Here is a 19,071-nt window from a genome sequence, read left to right as displayed (position 1 = left end):
AAGTTCTTAGTTTGTGAATTTTAAAATTACCGTAATTCCCACCCAGGACGGGTGGGAGCCGGACCTGCATCAGGACGATGCATAGGGCTGGGTAGGGAATTTTTAAAGGCACAAACTTAGAACTTCTTAACGCAGCGAAGATTCTCTGTTGAATTATACACCCTCGGTTTTTAGCACCTTACTTTGTAGCTACCAAGGCCGCCATTTTGTCGTACTATACTTATATTTAGTCTTTAACTTCATTAAGTGCTTTATTTACAAAAGATAGTATAAAGAAAAATAGGGTGAAACCAGAAATTATCATAAATATTGTTTTAGTTTTAAAGAAGGTATCAGAAATTAAGTTGTTCATTATATTTAATGAAAAATAAATTAGCAAGCTTAATAGCATATCTATAAAAAAGTCTTCTATGGATAGTTTTAGATAACATCTTTTCTTGATTTCATATAAATTCATTACTAAACTTGTTAATGAAGTTATCATTAAACTTAATCCATAACCTAAAATATTAATACTTGGGATTGAAGTTAATACATATAGTAGAATTAATTCTTCAACAGCTACTATAAGGGAGTTACGCAGAAGGACTCCCTGTTTACCTAAGCCGTTAAGTATACTGAAGGTAGTAGCAGATATATAGGTAAATGGGGCTGAAATAGCAGCAAATTTTATATAAGTACCTAAGTCTTCTCGTCCAAAAAACAGCATTCCAAGTGAATTAGGCATACTAAAGCATACTATTAATGTAGCCATTCCAAGTAAGAATGATATTCTAAGAACCTGATGAATTCTCTCTTCCAAAGTTATGTAATCCTTTTTTTCTACACTCTCTGCAATATCTGGAATAAGTACAATGGACATAGACATAACTACTACAAGTGGAAAAAATATTATTGTAAGTGCCATCCCAGAAAATTTTCCTATCATGCCTAAAGCAGTGCTATGATCAAATCCTGCAATTAGAAGACGTCTTGGCAAAACTAAAGTGGATATTGTAGATATAGCAGTTGATAGGAAGCCATTTACACATAGTGGAATAGACATAACAAGTATATCGAATAGAAGCTGGGCATTTCCTTCAATAGAATTACTGCTATATGAATGAGATAAATCTTTAGCTTTATTTATTTTATAGAAAATATACAGAAATAGAAAACTAAAAAATTCTCCAGCTGCTAATGCTCCATAAACAGCAGTAACTGTATTTTCAATTTCTTTAATAGGTAATGCTCTAATCACAAAAATTGTAACACCTATTCTTATAACTTTTTCAAATATATCTATAATAGCTGGAGTATTTACATTGGATACCCCGTAAAAATATCCTTTTATTATAGAAGATAGTGCTACAAATATTAAAGCTATACAGACCAAGAGAAGACTGTTTAAGCTTCTAATATCCTTAATAATATTAATACTTATGTACTTTGAATTTAAAGCCACAATAATAGCAATTAATAAAGTCCATACTAAATCGAAAACTATGGTTATGTGAATAGATTTATGTAGATTTTTATAGTCTTTTTTACTGTAAAAAGACGAAGACTGTTTAGAAATTGCAGTTATCATACCACCGCATACCAGGCAAGAAAACAGATCGTAAATTGGCATTATTAGTGCGTAAAGCCCCATTCCTTCGGCACCTAGTTCCCGTGATAATATTATGGAAAAAATAAACTTTAATACACCAGTTGTAGAGTTTGAAAGGGTCAATAATATAGAATTTTTAAAAAATTTATCTTTTTTCACCTAAGTCAACTCCTTAGAATTAGTAACATTAATAAGTATGATGAGAAGATAAATTATATTCTAAATTTAAAAAACAAAGGAATATGGAGTGACAATAATATTATTAGGATAAATTCCAAAATATGTAATATAATTATATTATAGGTGGAAATAAGCTTTGTGGAGGTTTATCATTATGACCAGATGTAAAATTAATAGTAAGTTAGTATATTCAATGATAGTTTTATTTTTAATATACTGCTCTTATACTGTAACTAATTCTATTCATTCATGTTTAATATATAGTATTATTGGAATATCATATATTCTACTTAGTAGTTTTTTATCAAATAGAAATATGATAAAAGAAGCTGGGGAATATGTGAGTTTGCAAGTTATCATAACTCTAATATACTGGATGATAATAGGTAGAACTTTTGTTGATGATATGAGTTTTAATGGAATTTTATTTTTTACTATTATAATGATAATGCCATATGTGTCAAAGTTGAATTGTGAAAAAAAACATGAATGACTTTATTAATAGCTTTCAGTTTTTTAGTAATCAGTAACTAGTACCAAGTTGTATATATTTTACTACGTAAAAACTATAGACTAAATAAAAACAAAATTAACAACTGGATTCCATGTAATTGTAAAGTTTACTGTTTTATTAGTTGATGGCGATTAGTTGCTGATTACTAATTTTATTTATAAAAAGGTTACTTATTGTCCATTAGCAATTAAAACATTCTTTTGATGAGTAGGTGATAGTTCATTTGAGACATGGCTTGTGCTGTTGTAAAAGTACATATCAAAGTGACCATCTATTCCATTTTGACTATACATATCAGTTGTCGAATGAGGCATACCTGTTACACTTACAGCAAGCTGATAGTTTGTACCATTTTGATTAAAAGTTAGAATCATTGGACGCATTAGTGCCCAAGACCAGCTAGGAAATATCTGCTTCATTTTATTTGAATCTTCATATGTTAAAGGTACAATATCAGAATGATTAGAGCCGCCATAATATTTAGCATTAAAAGTTATTCCTGTATACAAATCTCTTATAGTCCCTATCTGACCAACGGTAAATAACCTTCTAGCATTTTCCCAAGTATAAAGATCTCCATATTTATTATTAATTCTAGGTTTAAGCATAGTTATACCTATAGGTTTTACTATTTCTGTGGAATTGACAGGGACAGTTATAATCTGTCCAGGCATAAAAATTGGAGCCGCAAGCATATTACTTTTTATAATTGCATCCATTGAAGTATTGAATTTTTGAGCAATGCCCCATACAGTATCTCCAGAAACAATTGCATAGTTCATTGTTTTTACTGTAGAAGTTATGGCATTTGATGATGTGGATGCAGCTGGAATATGAAGAGTTTGTCCTATTTGTATATTATAAGTACTTAAATTGTTTAATTCCATAATCATATCAACAGTAGTATTATATTTTACTGATATTTTCCAAAGAGTATCTCCAGAGATAACTGTATGATTTATGTAGCGATTATCTTCTACTTTTAAGGCTTGTCCAACATAGATATAACCATTTGGGTCTATTCCATTTAAAGTGGTTATTCTTGAAATGGAAGTATTATAGGTATTAGAAATAGACCATAGCGTATCATTACTTTTTACAGAATAATTAATTATTGTAGCTGCCTTAACACTTGAAACGTTTACAAATAACAGTAGTCCTGTAATTATGCCTGCTAATTTTTTTATCTTCATCATATTACCTCCCCCAGTTTTTAGGAATGTAATTATATTATCCATAGAAAATCACAGGATGTAATTAGTGGGTTAAAGGGTAGTTATCCAATTTAGCCCAATAATAGGTTAGTTGAAGATTAAAATAAGCAAGGATAAATTTAAAAATAAATGATATTCTACTTTATTTTCTATAAGAAATTTATTTTTATATAAATTTGCATGATAAAATTCCATTAATTCGGTATATTATTAATAATAATTAATAATAAAACGAGTAATTTAATTATAAATAAATAAATTTATGCCGAAAATATTATTAAATTATTAAAAAGTAGTGTTAGTAAATATAATATTTTTCATTTAGAATAATATGTGTATAGATTGCGAGGTGAAAACAGGATGTTAAAATGTTTAGTATGTGGAATGATAATAAATGAAAAAAATTATAATGTTAATTCTTATGCATTTTCTCATAAAAATGAAAGTGAAAATATATTATACTGTCCTTTTTGTGGAGTAGGCAAAGTATATTTGAAGGATAATGGACAAGTTTATAAGATAGAAAGTAAAAATTTAGATATTAAAACATTAAAAATATTAGATAATGCTATGAAATTAGAAACATTTAATGGAGATTTCTATATGGAAATTTCTAAGCTTGCTAAAGATGAAAAGCTAAAAAATATGTTTATAGATTTAAGTAAGATTGAGTATATGCATGCAAGGGTTCATAAAAATTTAGGAGGATTTAAAGATTCTCCAAAACTAAATAAATTAAATTATGATAAATATGATAATGATACTGCACTTTTAGAAGCTGCCCAAAGAAGAGAAGAACATGCTGTAGCTTTTTATAAGAAATTCTATAATGATATATGCAATGAGAAAATAAAAAGTATTTTTGATGGATTAATTAAAGTTGAAAAGGAACATATAGATTTAACATCTATAAAATAAAGTGTTTAGAGTAATTAAATTTTATACATATCCTCTTATCTAAGGAAATATATCTTAGGTAAGAGGAATTTTTTTTGGAGGAGCTATGAAAAAGGTTATTAAAATTTCAATTATAATTTTGTTTTTTATTTGTATTGCTATTTCTTTTAAGAAATATTTCATTAAAGATTATAGTATTAATTTAAAAGATAATAACTTAGAAGTTGACTTAAGATATAGAGGTTTAAAAAAGGCAGTAGATTTTGCAATGGATGATGAAGAGAATTGTTACATAGCTTATAAAAGCAAAATACAATTTATAGACAATAAAGGCAAGAGCTATAATGTGTTTTCTGATAAGAATATGAATATAAATAGCATGGAATATTATAAAGGTAAATTATATTTTTCAAGCTATAATTCTGTATATAGTTATGATATACAGAAAAAGAAGCGTGAAGAGATAATTAGTGGATTACCGAATTTCGGAGATCATAAAAATAGCCTTGTTAAAGTTAATGGGGATTATTTATATATTACAATAGGTTCTGCTACAAACTCAGGTGTAGTTGGATTAGATAATGATTGGGTTAAAAATCATCCATTTAGTCATGATATATCACCTTATAAAATAACCTTGAGAGGAATAAATTTTGATGAAGGAAAGACTGGAGCTTTCGTAAATTATGGCACAAGAAATATAGATGGACAAATTATACCAGGGCATTTCCCCGGAAATGCTTCAGTAATTATGTATAACTTACAGAATGGTGCAGCAGGTACATATGCTTGGGGAATAAGAAATGTAAATGGAATAGACTTTGATAGCAAAGAAAGAATGATAGCATCTATAGGTGGCATGGAGAATAGAGGACTTAGAGCTGTAAAAGGAGATACAGATTATATATATGTATTAAAATACAAGAATTGGTATGGGTGGCCTGATTATAGTGGAGGAGATCCAATTAGTTCTCCTAGATTTAAGGATGGAAACAATAGAAATATACCATTTATATTAGACAATCACCCAACTACAAATCCTGAAGCACCCTTGTATACACATAAAAATTTAGGAACATTAAAAAGTTTAGCAGTTGATAAAAGTGGATTATTGGGAGATGTTGATTCTATATATTTTTATGATGATAGTGAAAGAATGATTTATTCTTTAAACAATAAAGGAGTTTTAAGTAAAAAATTAGAATTTAATAGTAATAGTAAAATTTCTAGTATTAAATATGCAAAAAATCAAATTCTAATACTAGACTCGAATCTAGGGAATATGTACAATTTAAAATTAGATAAAACTGAAAAAATTTCTATGAAAAACAGACCAATTATTTATTTTTTATTAATAAGTACTATAATTATCATAATAGCTATATTAAAATATACTATTGAGGAATCAAATAAGAAACGTAAGTAAAAGTTGGAATGGAGTAATAAGTATGATAACAATAACTGAAAGAGTATTTGGAAAAACTGCAAGAGGATTTATGGTAGCTATAAATCCAATAAAGAAGCTAATTATAAAAACTCAATGCCTTGCTCATAAATATATAAATGATAGATCTATAGAAATGCTTAAAAATGAAGGCTTTATAGAAGAGTATAGATGTTTTAGAAAAAATATAAAGTATATAGATGAGGGAGTAACCTGGGCTGATCAAGATTTTAAAAGTAGCAATCACTTTTACCATTTTGACAATAGAAGAGGATTATATGGGTTTTCAAATGCTTTAGATGAGTGCAAAAAGTATTATGACTTATCTTTAAAGTATTTAGACTTAGGAGATATACCAAGGAGTATGTTTTATTTTGGAGCAGCGTGTCATCTGATACAGGATACTACAGTTCCGCACCATGTTAATAATAGATTGCTAAAAAGGCATAGAAATTTTGAATTGTGGATTATACAAAAGATATTAATTGGATATCATTTTGAAGCTAAAAAAGGAATAAAGAGATACAAGGAATTAGACGAATATATAGAAAACAATGCACTTACAGCAAATTTAGCATATAATAAATTTAATAATATAAGGAATAGAGAGGAAAGATACATGAAAGTTTCTTGCATGATTATTCAAGAAGCTGAAAAAACTACTGCAGGATTTATGTTAGATTTCTATGAAAAATTGAAATATAAGGTTAAATGTTAAAATAAAAACAGGTATCAGAATTTTATATATAATAATGTAGGAAAAAATATTTCTTCCATGAATTGGAGGAAATATTTTTTTATTGTAGAAAATAGATAGTAGAGTTTAGGGCAATTTTTATGAGAGGGGGAATGGAAGATGTGCAATGAAATAATAATTAATCTAGAAGAGAAAAAACTAGATGGAGATGTGTTAGATATAGGATTTAGTAACTATGGTATAGTTTATAATATATATAAATGTAATAATCAAAATTTCCAGGTAGAGTATATAAAAGAAGAAGATAAAATAAATTCTATAGAAAAAGGGATTTATGACAGCTGTGTGCTGTTTTTATCTTTTAGTGGTATAATGTTTAAAGCAAAAAGGAAGTCTTTGCTGGAGAAAATTTGCGCATACTTAAAAGAAGACGGAGTGCTACATATATGGGATATTAACAAAGGATATGGAAAAGTATTTTCGAAAAAAATAAAAGTTATTCTCCCAGATAAAAAAAGTAAGGAAATAAGTGTTAATGATATGAATATTTTTAAAGATACATCTAAAGAAGGCACTGTGAAACTTTTAAATCAAAATTTCCATATAATTGACTGTGAATCCTTAGACTATATTTATTATATTAAAGCACAAAAGAAGAGGAGAGATTGTATTAATGAAACTAAAAGTGATGCTTGTAGGGATTAACTCTAAGTATGTACATTCAAACTTGGCCATTAGATATTTAAGAGCTTATACAAGAGATTTAGATTTTGATTGTATTATAAGAGAATTTTCTATTAATGATAGAATTGAAAAAATATTAGAGGAAATAATGAAAGAGAAGCCTCATATGATAGCCTTTTCATGTTACATATGGAATATAGAAATGGTAAAAGGTTTATCAAAGCTTATTAAATTAATTGATGAAAAAATAGAAATAATTTATGGTGGACCAGAGGTTAGCTTTAATGGCAGAGAATTTTTAGAGAAGAATAAAGGGGAGTATTTAATAGAAGGGGAAGGGGAAGAAACTTTTAAAAAATTAATAGAATATAAAATTTATGATTGGAATAACAAAAATTGCAATTTTAAGGAGGGTATATATTCCAATAAAGAAATAAACCATTCAAGTGTGGATAAATTTTGCAAGAATACTGAAATGTTGATAGTTAATAAACAAACGACTATATTGCAAGAAAAAATATCTCTAGATAGTATAAAAGGATTATTTTATAAAAATAATGAAAAAGTCTTTTATAACGGCACAAAAGATAATATAGACATAAACAACGTGGTTTTTCCATATACCGAGGAAGATAATCTAGATAATAAGATAGTCTACTATGAAGGATCAAGAGGATGCCCGTTTGGATGTAAGTATTGTCTTTCTTCTGTAGATAGAAATGTAAGAATGAGAGATGTTGAAAAAGTAAAGAGTGAACTTAAATTTTTAATAGATAAAAAAGTAAGGCTTGTAAAATTTGTAGATAGAACTTTTAACTGCAGTGAAAAATTTTCAATAGAAATATGGAAGTTTTTAATAGAGAAAAATACTGAGACAAAGTTCCATTTTGAAGTATCTGCAAATATTTTGACAAGTGATCAAATTGAAGTTTTATCAAAAGCTCCAAAAGGAAGATTTCAATTTGAAGTTGGAGTTCAAACCACTAATGATAAAATCCTAAGAAATATAAATAGATATGTAAATTTCAAAGATATAGCTGAGAAAGTTGAAGAAATTAAAAAGCTTAAAAATATAAGCCAGCACTTGGATTTAATAGCAGGTCTTCCAGGGGAAGATTTCCAATCCTTCAAAAAATCTTTTAATGAAGTATATTCAATGAAACCAGAAGAAATACAGCTAGGGTTTTTAAAAATATTAAAAGGTTCTCCTATGATGTTGGAGAAAGATAAATGGGGAATTGTATATTCACCATATCCTCCATACGAAGTATTAAAGACAAAGGACATAAGTTACGATGAACTTATTATATTAAAAAAAATTGAGGCTATGGTAGATAAGTATTATAATTCGGGTAAGTTTTCGACTATTTTAAAGTATTTTGAGTTAAAATTCAGTGAACCTTTTGATTTCTATTACAGCTTAGGAAAGTTTTTTGATGAAAGTGGTTACTTTGATAGAAATATATCATCACCAGATTATTATAGAGTGTTTTTAGAATTTAATAGTGATAAACTAAAGGACAATAATGATGCTCTTAGGGAAATAGTGAAGTATGATTACTTAATGTTTAACAGAAAAAGATGGCTTCCAGAATTCTTAATAAGAGATACAGATAAAAAAATGATAAATAATATTAAAGAGAAATTGTATAGCACAAATAAAATAAAGTGTATAAACATTGATAAAAATAAGATACATATTGAAAAGTTTACTATGAATGTGTTACACTTTATACAAAACCATGAAATTTCATTCCAAACCTTGTATTTAGCCTATGACGAGGATAAATTTGACATTGTAGAGGATATAACAAATCTAATAAATTTATAAATTTTATAGCACTAATAAGTATATTAATAATTAATAGTGATTTTTAGAGAAAAATAATGCTAATTATCGAAAAATTATTTAAATTTTCCGAAAATGATGATTTCTTATTTTGAAATTTGTATAGTATGGGTATTATAATTAAGTTGTTATAAATACTATATTAAGCATTAGAATTTATAATTTATTAGGTTTGTGATAATTATAAAACATTTAAAGGTGGTGAGAGTTTGGCACTAGAAGCTATTAAAGAGATTAAAGCAGCAGAGGAAAGAGCAAGGGAAACTGTGAGGAATGCTCAAAATCAAAAAAGCCAAATAGTCAAAGAGGCGGAGGTAAAGGGAGTAAGTGAGTATAAGAGAATAATTTCTGAAGCAAAGTCTGAATATTCGAGAATTATAGATACTGCTATAGAAGAAGCTCAGAAAAAAGCTAATCCCATAATCGAAGCTGGTAAGAGTGAAAAAGAACAGATATTAAATATTTCAAAAGAAAAACTTGATAAAGCAGTAAATTTAGTAATTGAGAGGATAGTGAATATCAATGGCAATAGTTAAGATGAATAAATTTACTTTATATGCCTTTGAATCTCAAAAAGAAATCCTTTTAAAAGAACTTCAAAAGTTTGAAGGAGTCCAATTTACTAATCTGCAAGAAAATTTAGATGATGAGGAAGTGAGTTTCTTAAATACTGCATCTGATGAAGAGCTAATTATGGACAATGAAACTCAATTATCAAAAATTAAATTTGCTTTAGATTTCTTGGGAAAGTATGTAGAGAAAGAAAGCGGATTAAAGTCATTGATTGAAGGTAAGAAGGCAATTTCTTTTGATGAACTGGAAAATAGAATGAAAAATAATGATTGGCTCATTGTTTATCAGGATTTAAAGGCGAAAGAAGAAAAGCTAATTTCTCAAAGCAATGAGATATCTAAACTGGAAACAGAAATAGAAACTTTAAAGCCATGGAGAAATTTTGATGCTCCTTTTAATTCTATAAAAAGTTCTAGTTTACTTAGCTATAATTTGGGTTCAATACCAAATGAATTTAAAGATAGGTTTTATAAAGAAATAGATGAAAAGGTTCCTTTTAGCTACATAGAAGTAATAAATCAAGGTAAAAAGGAAGAATATGTTTTAATAGTGGCTTTAAAGGAACAAGAAGCAAGTCTCGCGGAAATTATTAAAAATAATAGCTTTTCTAAGGCTTATTTTGATTTTGATGATACTCCAGATAATGCAATAAAAGCCAATGAAGCAAAAATTAAATTAATTAGAGAAGAAAAGATGGAAGTTGAAAAGGAACTTGTAGCTTTATCTGGAAAGATAATTCAATTTCAAGAGGCATACGAATATTTTGCAAATAAATTAGCTAGATTAAAAGCTTGCTCTAATTTTCTAAAAAGTGATAGTATAGTTGCCATACAAGGATGGAATACCTACGAATCAAATGGAATGTTAGAAAAAACTGTGGAAAAAGCAGTTGATGGTAGTTATTTCCTAGAGTTTAAAGAAGTAGAAGAAGAGGACATAGTCCCTGTAAAATTAAAAAATAACAAACTTGCTGAACCACTTGAAAGTGTGGTAGAAATGTATTCGTTGCCAAATTATAGGGAAACAGATCCTACTTTTGTAATATCCTTGTTTTATATTTGCTTTTTTGGAATGATGCTTTCAGATGCAGCTTATGGAGTTATATTGACAATTGCTACATTCATTGCTTTGAAATTTTTCAACCTGGAAAAGGGAATGAGAAGTTTTATAAAACTTTTCTTTTATTGTGGAATTTCAACAATATTCTGGGGAGCAATATATGGTGGATGGTTCGGTGATGCACCAGCTAAATTCTTAGGAATGAAAATAACACCACTAATTGACCCTGCCAGTGACATAATGCTGGTTCTTGGAATAGCTGTTGTAATGGGAGTTATTCACATATTCATGGGACTTGGAATAAAAGCTTATAATTTAATCAAAAATGGTCAGATACTAGATGCAGTATATGATGTACTTTTATGGTATATAGCATTAATCGGCCTTGGCCTTTGGATTGCAGGAGTGGGGGCACCAGTAGGTAAAATAATGGCTATTGTTGGTATTGTTGGACTATTATTTACTCAAGGAAGAGATGCAGATACTATTGCAGGTAAAATAGGATCAGGAATATATGGAGTTTATGGAATAACATCATATGTTGGAGATGTAGTTTCATATTCAAGACTTCTGGCATTAGGTTTAGCTACTGGATTTATAGGTAATGCCTTTAATCTTATGATTACATTAATTCCAGCAGGACCACTTAGATGGATATTTGGGACAATACTATTTATTGGAGGACACTTGTTTAACTTAGGAATCAATGCACTTGGAGCATATGTTCACTCAAGCAGACTTCAGTATCTAGAGTTTTTCAACAAGTTTTACGAAGGTGGCGGAAGACCATTTAGACCACTTAAATCAGAAAGTAAATTTATCAATGTAGTAAATAAATAATTATAAATAAAGAATATTATAAAAAATTAAAATTAATAACAACTTGTTAGGAGGAATATTAAATGAATTTTGCAACATTTATGGACTTTTTATCCAAAAACGGAGGGTTAATGTTTGCTCTTTGTGGTGCAGCATTAGCTACATTACTTTCAGGAATAGGATCAGCAAAGGGTATAGGTATTGTTGGTGAAGCGGCTACAGGACTTGTAAATGAAGATCCAGATAAATTCGGTAAATCACTTATTCTTCAATTATTACCAGGAACACAAGGATTATACGGTTTCGTTACAACTATAATTATATTAACTAAAATTGGTTTATTAGGTGGAACTACACCAAGTCTTGCAACAGGACTATATATATTCATGGCATCTCTACCAGTTGGTTTTGTAGGATTATTATCAGCTATAGCACAAGGTAAAACAGCAGCATCAGGTATTTCAATATTAGCTAAGAGACCAGAACATGTAATGAAAGGTGTTTTATATGCAGTTATGGTTGAAACTTACGCACTATTAGGATTCGTAGCATCATTATTAATGATCTTATTCATAAAATAACAAAGTTGGGATGTGAAGGTTCGTGTCTAATATAGAAAGTTTAACATCAAAAATTTTGGAAGATTCCGAAAACAAAGCTAAGGCTTTAATTGAGGAAGCTAATTTACAAGAAAAAAATATTTTAGATAAAAAGAAGCGTGAAGCTGAAATAGAAAGAAAAAGTATAGTAGATAAAGCTGATGCAGAAGCAAAAATAAGAGCTGAAAGAGTTATTTCCAATGCTGAGATTCAAGTGAGAAATATGAAATTAGAAGCTAAGCAAAAGGTTTTAGACAGAGTTTTCACAGAATCATTAGAAAAACTATCTGCAATCTCTAAGGATAAAACTCTTGAATTTATTAAGAAAAGCATATTATCTTTAGAAATTGAGGGTAACGAAGAGTTAATTGTAGGTGAAAACATAGCTTCTGATAACTTTATTGCTGAAATAAATTCTTCATTGAAGAATTTAGGTAAAAAAGGTGAATTAAAGCTAAGTGCTGAAAAGAGAGATATTAAAGGCGGATATATATTAGCTAAAAGTGGGGTTGAAATTAATTATACATTCGAAGCATTAGTGAAGTTGATGAGAGATGAACTAGAAGCCGAAGTTGCTGGAATACTATTCAGCTAAAGGAGGATAGCTAATGAGTGATATAAAATATGCTCATGCCGTTTCAAGGCTAAGAGCAATGGAAACTAAACTCCTTGATAGAGCAAAAATTAACAGAATGATAGATAGTAATTCCGCAGAAGAAGTATTTAAAATGCTACAGGAAACTGATTTTAATACTTTAATGGGAAATGTCAAAAGACCTGAAGAATATGAAATAATACTAAGCGAAGATTTAAAAAGATTATATTCCCTTATGTATTCTATATCTCCTGATAAAACCTTAATAGATATTATGAGTGTAAGATATGATTACCATAACATTAAGGTAATTATTAAGGAGAATGCTTTAAAAGCGGACTTAAACTATCTTTTGATACCTGTAGGTACAGTTCAAGTGGAAAAGCTTAAATATTTTATAGCTGAAAAAAATTACTATGATTTAGATCCGATTATGAGGGAGGCTATAGAAAAAGTAGAAGCGGCCTTTGAATTAGAGAAGGATCCTCAAAAAATCGATATTATTTTAGATTACTACATGTATAAAGATATGCTATCTAGAGCTAATACCATAGGAGATAAGTACTTATTGAATTTTTTGAAAATTAACATAGATTTGTCAAATTTAAAGACATTACTTAGAGTAAAGAAACAAAATAAATCTAAGGAGTTTTTAGAAACTGTCCTTCTTGATGGTGGGGCAATTGATAGAGATACTTTAATTTCTATGTTAAACGAATCAAATGAAAGCATTATTAATAGGCTTTCTCATACAGACTATAGTGAAATATTAAGGGTCGGTATAGAGGAGTTTGCTGCATCAGGAAGATTAAATGCTTTTGAAAAGCTTTCTGATAACTTTATAATGGAATACATTAAAAATGCAAAATATGTAAGCTTTGGAGTAGAGCCTTTACTTGCTTTTATGTTTGCTAAAGAGAATGAAATTAAGCTTGTTAGGATTATTATGGTTGGAAAGCTTAACAATATTAACGCTGAAGTTATAAGAGAAAGGCTGCGTGATATTTATGTATAAGATAGGAGTTGTTGGGGATAAAGATTCTGTATTAGCTTTCAAGGCAATAGGAATAGATGTATATCCAGTTATTGATCCCAATGAAGCCCAAAAAACTATAGATAGGATGGCTATGGATAAATATGCAGTCATATTCGTTACTGAGCAAGTTGCTAAGAATATTGAAGAGACTATAGAAAGATACAATAGGCAAACACTTCCGGCAGTTATATTGATTCCAAGCAATCAAGGTTCGTTAAATATCGGTATGCAGAGAATTAAAGATAATGTAGAGAAGGCCGTAGGAGTTAATATTTTATAAGGAAGGTAGGTAGGTAACTTGAAGATTGGAAGAGTTGTTAAAGTTTCAGGACCTTTAGTTATTGCTGAAGGTATGGAAGAAGCTAGTATATATGACCTTGTTAAAGTTGGAGAAAAGCGTCTTATAGGTGAAATAATAGAAATGAGAGGCGACAAAGCTTCAATCCAAGTATATGAAGAAACTACAGGTCTTGGACCTGGTGCTCCTGTTGAAACAACTGGAGAGCCATTAAGTGTTGAGCTTGGACCTGGACTTATAGAAGCTATGTTCGATGGAATTCAAAGACCACTTCAAGGTATAGCTGAAAAAGCAGGAAGCTACCTAACAAAGGGAGTAGAAGTTCCTGCATTAAATAGAGAAAAGAAATGGCATTTTGTTCCTACTGCAAAAGTAGGAGATGAGGTTAAATCTGGCTATGTAATCGGAACAGTACAAGAAACTACTGTAGTTACACATAAAATAATGATTCCTTATGGAATAGAAGGAAAATTAAAATCTATTACTGAGGGAGAATATACTATAGAGGAAGTAGTTGCAGAAGTAGAAACTGCTAAAGGAATTAAACAAATTAAATTAATCCAAAAGTGGCCTGTTAGAAAAGGAAGACCTTATGCAGAAAAATTAAATCCTGTAGCCCCATTAGTTACAGGTCAAAGAGTAGTAGATACATTTTTCCCTGTTGCTAAAGGTGGAGCTGCTTGTGTACCAGGACCTTTCGGAAGTGGTAAAACAGTAGTTCAGCACCAACTTGCTAAATGGGGAGATGCAGAAATAGTTGTATATATAGGCTGTGGAGAGCGTGGAAACGAAATGACAGACGTTCTTAATGAGTTCCCAGAACTTAAAGACCCAAGAACAGGAGAATCACTAATGAAGAGAACTGTTCTTATAGCAAATACATCAAATATGCCAGTTGCAGCTCGTGAAGCTTCTATATATACTGGTATAACAATTGGAGAATATTTTAGAGATATGGGATATTCAGTTGCTCTTATGGCTGACTCTACATCACGTTGGGCAGAAGCATTAAGAGAAATGTCAGGAAGACTTGAGGAAATGCCTGGTGATGAAGGTTATCCAGCTTATCTAGGTTCAAGACTTGCGGATTTCTATGAAAGAGCAGGTAAAGTAATATGCCTAAGTGAAGATGGAAGAGAAGGAGCACTAACTGCAATAGGTGCTGTATCCCCTCCAGGAGGAGACCTTTCAGAACCAGTAACTCAATCTACTCTTAGAATAGTTAAAGTTTTCTGGGGACTTGATGCACAACTCGCATATAGAAGACATTTCCCTGCTATAAACTGGCTAAATTCATATTCATTGTACTTAGAAAGCATAGGACAATGGATGAATGAAAATGTATCAGAGGAATGGGTAGATTTAAGAACTAAAGCTATGGCACTTCTTCAAGAAGAAGCAAACCTTCAAGAAATAGTAAGACTCGTTGGTATAGATGCTCTATCAGAAGGTGACAGATTAAAGCTTGAAGTTGCAAAATCAATAAGAGAAGATTACTTAATGCAAAATGCTTTCCACGAGGTAGATACTTATGCATCACTTAATAAGCAGTATAAGATGTTAAAGCTTGTTCTTTCATTCCAAGATGAAGCTGAAAGAGCATTAAAAGCTGGAGTGTACCTAAAGAAGATAATAGATATGGAAGAAATGAAAGATAAGATAGCAAGAGCTAAATATATTCCAGAAAATGATATAGATAGAATCGATGCTATAAGAGAAGAATTAAAAGTAGAAATAGATAAGTTAATAGCGGAAGAAGGTGTGGTAAATGCTTAAGGAGTATAAAACAGTTAGAGAAGTAGTCGGACCTTTAATGCTAGTAGATGGTGTTTCTGGAGTAGCTTTTGATGAACTTGTTGAAATAGAACTTCAAACTGGTGAAATAAGACATGGTAGAGTTCTTGAAATAAATAATGATAAAGCTTTAATTCAATTATTTGAAGGCTCAACTGGAATTAATCTAAAAGAAACTAAAACTAGATTCCTAGGAAGACCTCTTGAAGTTGGTCTTTCAGAAGATATGCTTGGTAGAGTCTTTGACGGACTTGGTAGACCAAAAGATGGAGGTCCAAAGATTATTCCAGAAGAAAAAAGAGATATTAATGGAGAACCTTTAAATCCATTTTCAAGAGACTATCCATCAGAATTTATACAAACAGGTATATCTGCTATAGATGGACTTAACACTTTAGTTAGAGGACAAAAACTTCCAGTGTTCTCAGGTTCAGGACTTCCACATGCTGAACTTGCTGCACAAATAGCAAGACAGGCAAGAGTTTTAAAATCAGATGCTAAATTTGCTGTTGTATTTGCAGCTATGGGTATAACTTTTGAAGAAGCAGAATTCTTTATACAAGACTTTACTAAAACTGGAGCTATTGATAGAACAGTACTATTTATGAATTTAGCAAACGACCCAGCAGTTGAGAGAATAGCTACTCCAAGAATAGCATTAACAACTGCAGAATATTTAGCTTATGAAAAGGGAATGCACGTACTTGTAATAATGACAGATATGACTAACTACTGCGAAGCTCTTCGTGAAGTTTCAGCAGCTAGAAAAGAAGTTCCAGGTAGACGTGGATATCCAGGATACCTATATACTGACCTTTCAACACTATATGAAAGAGCAGGAAGAGTTAAAGGAAAACCAGGTTCTATTACACAAATACCAATACTAACAATGCCTGAAGATGATAAAACTCACCCAATTCCTGACTTAACAGGATATATAACAGAAGGTCAAATAATACTATCTAGAGAATTATATAAAAAGGGTATAATGCCTCCAATAGATGTTCTGCCTTCTCTTTCAAGACTTAAAGATAAGGGTATAGGTAAAGAGAAGACTAGAGAAGATCATGCAGATACAATGAACCAATTATTTGCTGGATATGCACAAGGTAAACAGGCAAAAGAACTTGCAGTTATCCTAGGTGAATCAGCACTATCTGAAGTTGATAGAGCTTATGCTAAATTTGCAGATGCTTTTGAAAAAGAATATGTATCTCAAGGATTCAATACTAATAGAAGTATAGAAGAAACTTTAAGTTTAGGGTGGAAACTCCTTAAGATTCTTCCAAGAACAGAACTTAAGAGAATTAGAGATGAATATCTAGAGAAATATCTTGACCAAAAAGAAGGTGAATAGCCATGGCTAGGTTGAATGTAAATCCAACCAGAATGGAACTTACAAGGTTAAAGAAGAGATTAACAACTGCTACAAGAGGTCATAAACTCTTAAAAGATAAGCAGGATGAGCTCATGAGAAGATTTATAGATCTTGTAAAATACAATAATGAGCTTAGAAAAAGCGTAGAAGAACAATTAGGAGCTTCATTTAAAGAATTTGTTATGGCAAGAGCACTTATGTCTTCTGAATTGCTAGAAGAAGCTATAGCTTACCCTAAAGAACATATTTCGGTTAGCATAAAAACTAAAAATATTATGAGTGTAAATGTTCCAGAAATGGAGTTTAAAAGGCAGCTAGAAGGTGATGATGGAAGTATATATCCTTATGGCTTTGCCAATACTTCTGCAGAGCTAGATGGCGCTATAGAAAAACTATATGGAATATTACCAAAGCTATTGGAACTAGCGGAAGTAGAGAAGTCTTGTCAACTTATGGCCGATGAAATTGAAAAAACAAGAAGAAGAGTTAATGCTCTTGAATACATGACAATTCCACAACTTCAAGAGACAATTAAATACATTCAAATGAAGCTTGAGGAAAATGAAAGAAGTGCATTAACAAGACTTATGAAAGTTAAAAGTATGCTTGAAAAAGAAAATGCACCAGCTAGTTCAACTGCTGCTGGAGCTATGGCTTAAAAAAGGGATAATCAGTATTGAAAAACAATATTGATTATCCTTTTTTATTTGTAACATCAGAGTTTTATTTATTAGGCTATATTTTAAATGAACGTTGATTTTTACATTCATTTAAAACTTTCCATAAAGTTAGTAATACAAAATACTAATAAAATTTCAGTGGATAAAGAGGGCTTAAATTTGTATAATTTATATTGAACATAATAGTATTATTTTTATAAGGAGGATTAACAATGGCGGTTAGAGAAATTTTAGAAGCTGGTAATGCATTATTAAAAAGAAAAAGTCAAAGAATTATAAATATAGACAAGGAAGTTGTACAATTAATTAAAGACTTAAAAGATACACTTTATGCAGGTGATGGAGTTGGACTTGCTGCACCTCAAATAGGTGTATTGAAAAGAGCCTTTATAATAGATCTAAGAAATGGCAGTGAGTCTTTAATATTATTAAACCCTAAAATAATTAAAAAGATTGGAAAAATTGAAGATGCAGAAGGATGTTTAAGCTATCCAGGATATGAGGGAGTAGTAGTTCGTCCTAAGAGAGTTATAGTTTCAGGAATGAATGAAAAGGGAAACTTAATTCAGTATGAAGCTACTGGACTTATGGCAAGGGCTATATGTCATGAAACTGATCATTTAGATGGGATTCTTTATATGGACATAGCAAAAAAAGTTTATAAATTAGAAGAACAAGAATAAAAAATAACTGAAGGCATGTAGTAGTTATACATTACTTCAGTTATTTTATAATATTTCATAAATACATACACTAAATAATTGACATACCTTTAGTTCCAAAGACAGGTCCAATAAGTGGAATAGAGCTTTTTAGATAAATTTTAGCATTATCTTCTATTTTTAATCCTCTACTTATATAAATCTTTATATCTTGGTATGTAAATTCTATGTAGTTGTTATTAATATTATTAAAGTTTTGGGAAAGTTCAATGAATATGCTTTTTCTAATTCCACCACCGCATCCACAGCCAGATGACACAGTTTTAACTATGAATGAAGCACATTTTTCTTTTGCCAGTTTTAGGGCGTTATCATCGATTATTAACATAACAAATTCATCTCCATTAAAAGTTTTTATTAATTAAATTATAATATTAATAGATAAAGTTTGTCAATTAAGCTAATAATGGTTAAAATATTAGAAATTATATGTTTACAACTCCAAATA

General features: G+C 29.9%; 19 protein-coding genes. 16 read left to right on the top strand and 3 right to left on the bottom strand.

Annotated elements, in window-relative coordinates:
* Positions 1-226: 226 nt before the first annotated feature.
* Positions 227-1,750: a stage V sporulation protein B gene (gene spoVB / locus ACWW38_RS03995; RefSeq protein ID WP_456259518.1), complete on the bottom strand. Its 1,524-nt coding sequence runs from the start codon at positions 1,748-1,750 to the stop codon at positions 227-229.
* A gap of 175 nt (positions 1,751-1,925) precedes the next feature.
* Between spoVB and ACWW38_RS03990 the strand changes: the two genes are divergently transcribed.
* Positions 1,926-2,264 (top strand): hypothetical protein, encoded by a 339-nt coding sequence (locus tag ACWW38_RS03990; protein WP_456259517.1) that lies wholly within the window; start codon positions 1,926-1,928, stop codon positions 2,262-2,264.
* Positions 2,265-2,455: 191 nt separating this feature from the next.
* On the opposite strand, the gene ACWW38_RS03985 is transcribed toward ACWW38_RS03990, so the two are convergent.
* Positions 2,456-3,478, bottom strand: a complete 1,023-nt coding sequence (locus ACWW38_RS03985; RefSeq protein WP_456259516.1) for a LysM peptidoglycan-binding domain-containing protein — start codon at positions 3,476-3,478, stop codon at positions 2,456-2,458.
* Positions 3,479-3,859: 381 nt separating this feature from the next.
* Between ACWW38_RS03985 and ACWW38_RS03980 the strand changes: the two genes are divergently transcribed.
* The 15 genes from ACWW38_RS03980 (at position 3,860) to def (ending at position 18,584) form a co-directional block, all read left to right on the top strand.
* On the top strand, positions 3,860-4,417 hold the full coding sequence (locus ACWW38_RS03980; protein ID WP_456259515.1) for a ferritin family protein: 558 nt from the start codon (positions 3,860-3,862) through the stop codon (positions 4,415-4,417).
* An 85-nt stretch (positions 4,418-4,502) separates the two neighbouring features.
* Positions 4,503-5,822 (top strand): hypothetical protein, encoded by a 1,320-nt coding sequence (locus tag ACWW38_RS03975; RefSeq protein ID WP_456259514.1) that lies wholly within the window; start codon positions 4,503-4,505, stop codon positions 5,820-5,822.
* A gap of 22 nt (positions 5,823-5,844) precedes the next feature.
* Positions 5,845-6,558 carry a zinc dependent phospholipase C family protein gene (locus ACWW38_RS03970; RefSeq protein ID WP_456259513.1) on the top strand — a complete coding sequence of 238 codons (714 nt, stop codon included), beginning with the start codon at positions 5,845-5,847 and terminating at the stop codon, positions 6,556-6,558.
* A 138-nt stretch (positions 6,559-6,696) separates the two neighbouring features.
* Positions 6,697-7,242 carry a class I SAM-dependent methyltransferase gene (locus ACWW38_RS03965; protein WP_456259512.1) on the top strand — a complete coding sequence of 182 codons (546 nt, stop codon included), beginning with the start codon at positions 6,697-6,699 and terminating at the stop codon, positions 7,240-7,242.
* A complete protein-coding gene (locus ACWW38_RS03960) occupies positions 7,211-9,052 on the top strand; it encodes a B12-binding domain-containing radical SAM protein (protein ID WP_456259511.1) in 1,842 nt (613 codons plus the stop codon). Before ACWW38_RS03965 ends, ACWW38_RS03960 begins: the two co-directional genes overlap by 32 nt.
* A gap of 227 nt (positions 9,053-9,279) precedes the next feature.
* Positions 9,280-9,606 carry an ATPase gene (locus ACWW38_RS03955; protein ID WP_456259510.1) on the top strand — a complete coding sequence of 109 codons (327 nt, stop codon included), beginning with the start codon at positions 9,280-9,282 and terminating at the stop codon, positions 9,604-9,606.
* Positions 9,593-11,542, top strand: a complete 1,950-nt coding sequence (locus ACWW38_RS03950) for a V-type ATP synthase subunit I (protein WP_456259509.1) — start codon at positions 9,593-9,595, stop codon at positions 11,540-11,542. The genes ACWW38_RS03955 and ACWW38_RS03950 overlap by 14 nt, the downstream gene beginning before the upstream one ends.
* Before the next feature lie 62 nt (positions 11,543-11,604).
* Entirely contained in the window at positions 11,605-12,102 is a 498-nt protein-coding gene (locus tag ACWW38_RS03945) for a V-type ATP synthase subunit K (RefSeq protein WP_456259508.1), read from the top strand.
* A 22-nt stretch (positions 12,103-12,124) separates the two neighbouring features.
* Positions 12,125-12,715, top strand: coding sequence for a V-type ATP synthase subunit E (locus ACWW38_RS03940; protein ID WP_456259507.1), 591 nt, complete (start codon positions 12,125-12,127; stop codon positions 12,713-12,715).
* Positions 12,716-12,728: 13 nt separating this feature from the next.
* Positions 12,729-13,730, top strand: coding sequence for a V-type ATP synthase subunit C (locus ACWW38_RS03935; protein WP_456259506.1), 1,002 nt, complete (start codon positions 12,729-12,731; stop codon positions 13,728-13,730).
* A complete protein-coding gene (locus tag ACWW38_RS03930; RefSeq protein ID WP_456260414.1) occupies positions 13,717-14,031 on the top strand; it encodes a V-type ATP synthase subunit F in 315 nt (104 codons plus the stop codon). The genes ACWW38_RS03935 and ACWW38_RS03930 overlap by 14 nt, the downstream gene beginning before the upstream one ends.
* An 18-nt stretch (positions 14,032-14,049) precedes the next feature.
* On the top strand, positions 14,050-15,825 hold the full coding sequence (locus tag ACWW38_RS03925; protein ID WP_456259505.1) for a V-type ATP synthase subunit A: 1,776 nt from the start codon (positions 14,050-14,052) through the stop codon (positions 15,823-15,825).
* Complete coding sequence (locus tag ACWW38_RS03920) at positions 15,818-17,200, top strand: V-type ATP synthase subunit B (protein ID WP_456259504.1); 1,383 nt, start codon at positions 15,818-15,820, stop codon at positions 17,198-17,200. Before ACWW38_RS03925 ends, ACWW38_RS03920 begins: the two co-directional genes overlap by 8 nt.
* A 2-nt stretch (positions 17,201-17,202) precedes the next feature.
* Positions 17,203-17,880, top strand: a complete 678-nt coding sequence (locus ACWW38_RS03915) for a V-type ATP synthase subunit D (protein WP_456259503.1) — start codon at positions 17,203-17,205, stop codon at positions 17,878-17,880.
* A gap of 233 nt (positions 17,881-18,113) precedes the next feature.
* Entirely contained in the window at positions 18,114-18,584 is a 471-nt protein-coding gene (gene def, locus ACWW38_RS03910) for a peptide deformylase (protein WP_456259502.1), read from the top strand.
* Positions 18,585-18,654: 70 nt separating this feature from the next.
* On the opposite strand, the gene ACWW38_RS03905 is transcribed toward def, so the two are convergent.
* The gene (locus ACWW38_RS03905; RefSeq protein WP_456259501.1) at positions 18,655-18,951 is read right to left on the bottom strand and encodes a hypothetical protein; all 297 of its coding nucleotides are present in this window, start codon (positions 18,949-18,951) and stop codon (positions 18,655-18,657) included.
* Between the last annotated feature and the right edge of the window lie 120 nt (positions 18,952-19,071).

The sequence above is a fragment of the Clostridium sp. JNZ J1-5 genome (assembly GCF_053901425.1).
Note: the sequence above shows the minus strand (reverse complement) of the source record. Positions and strands in the feature narration are given on the sequence as shown.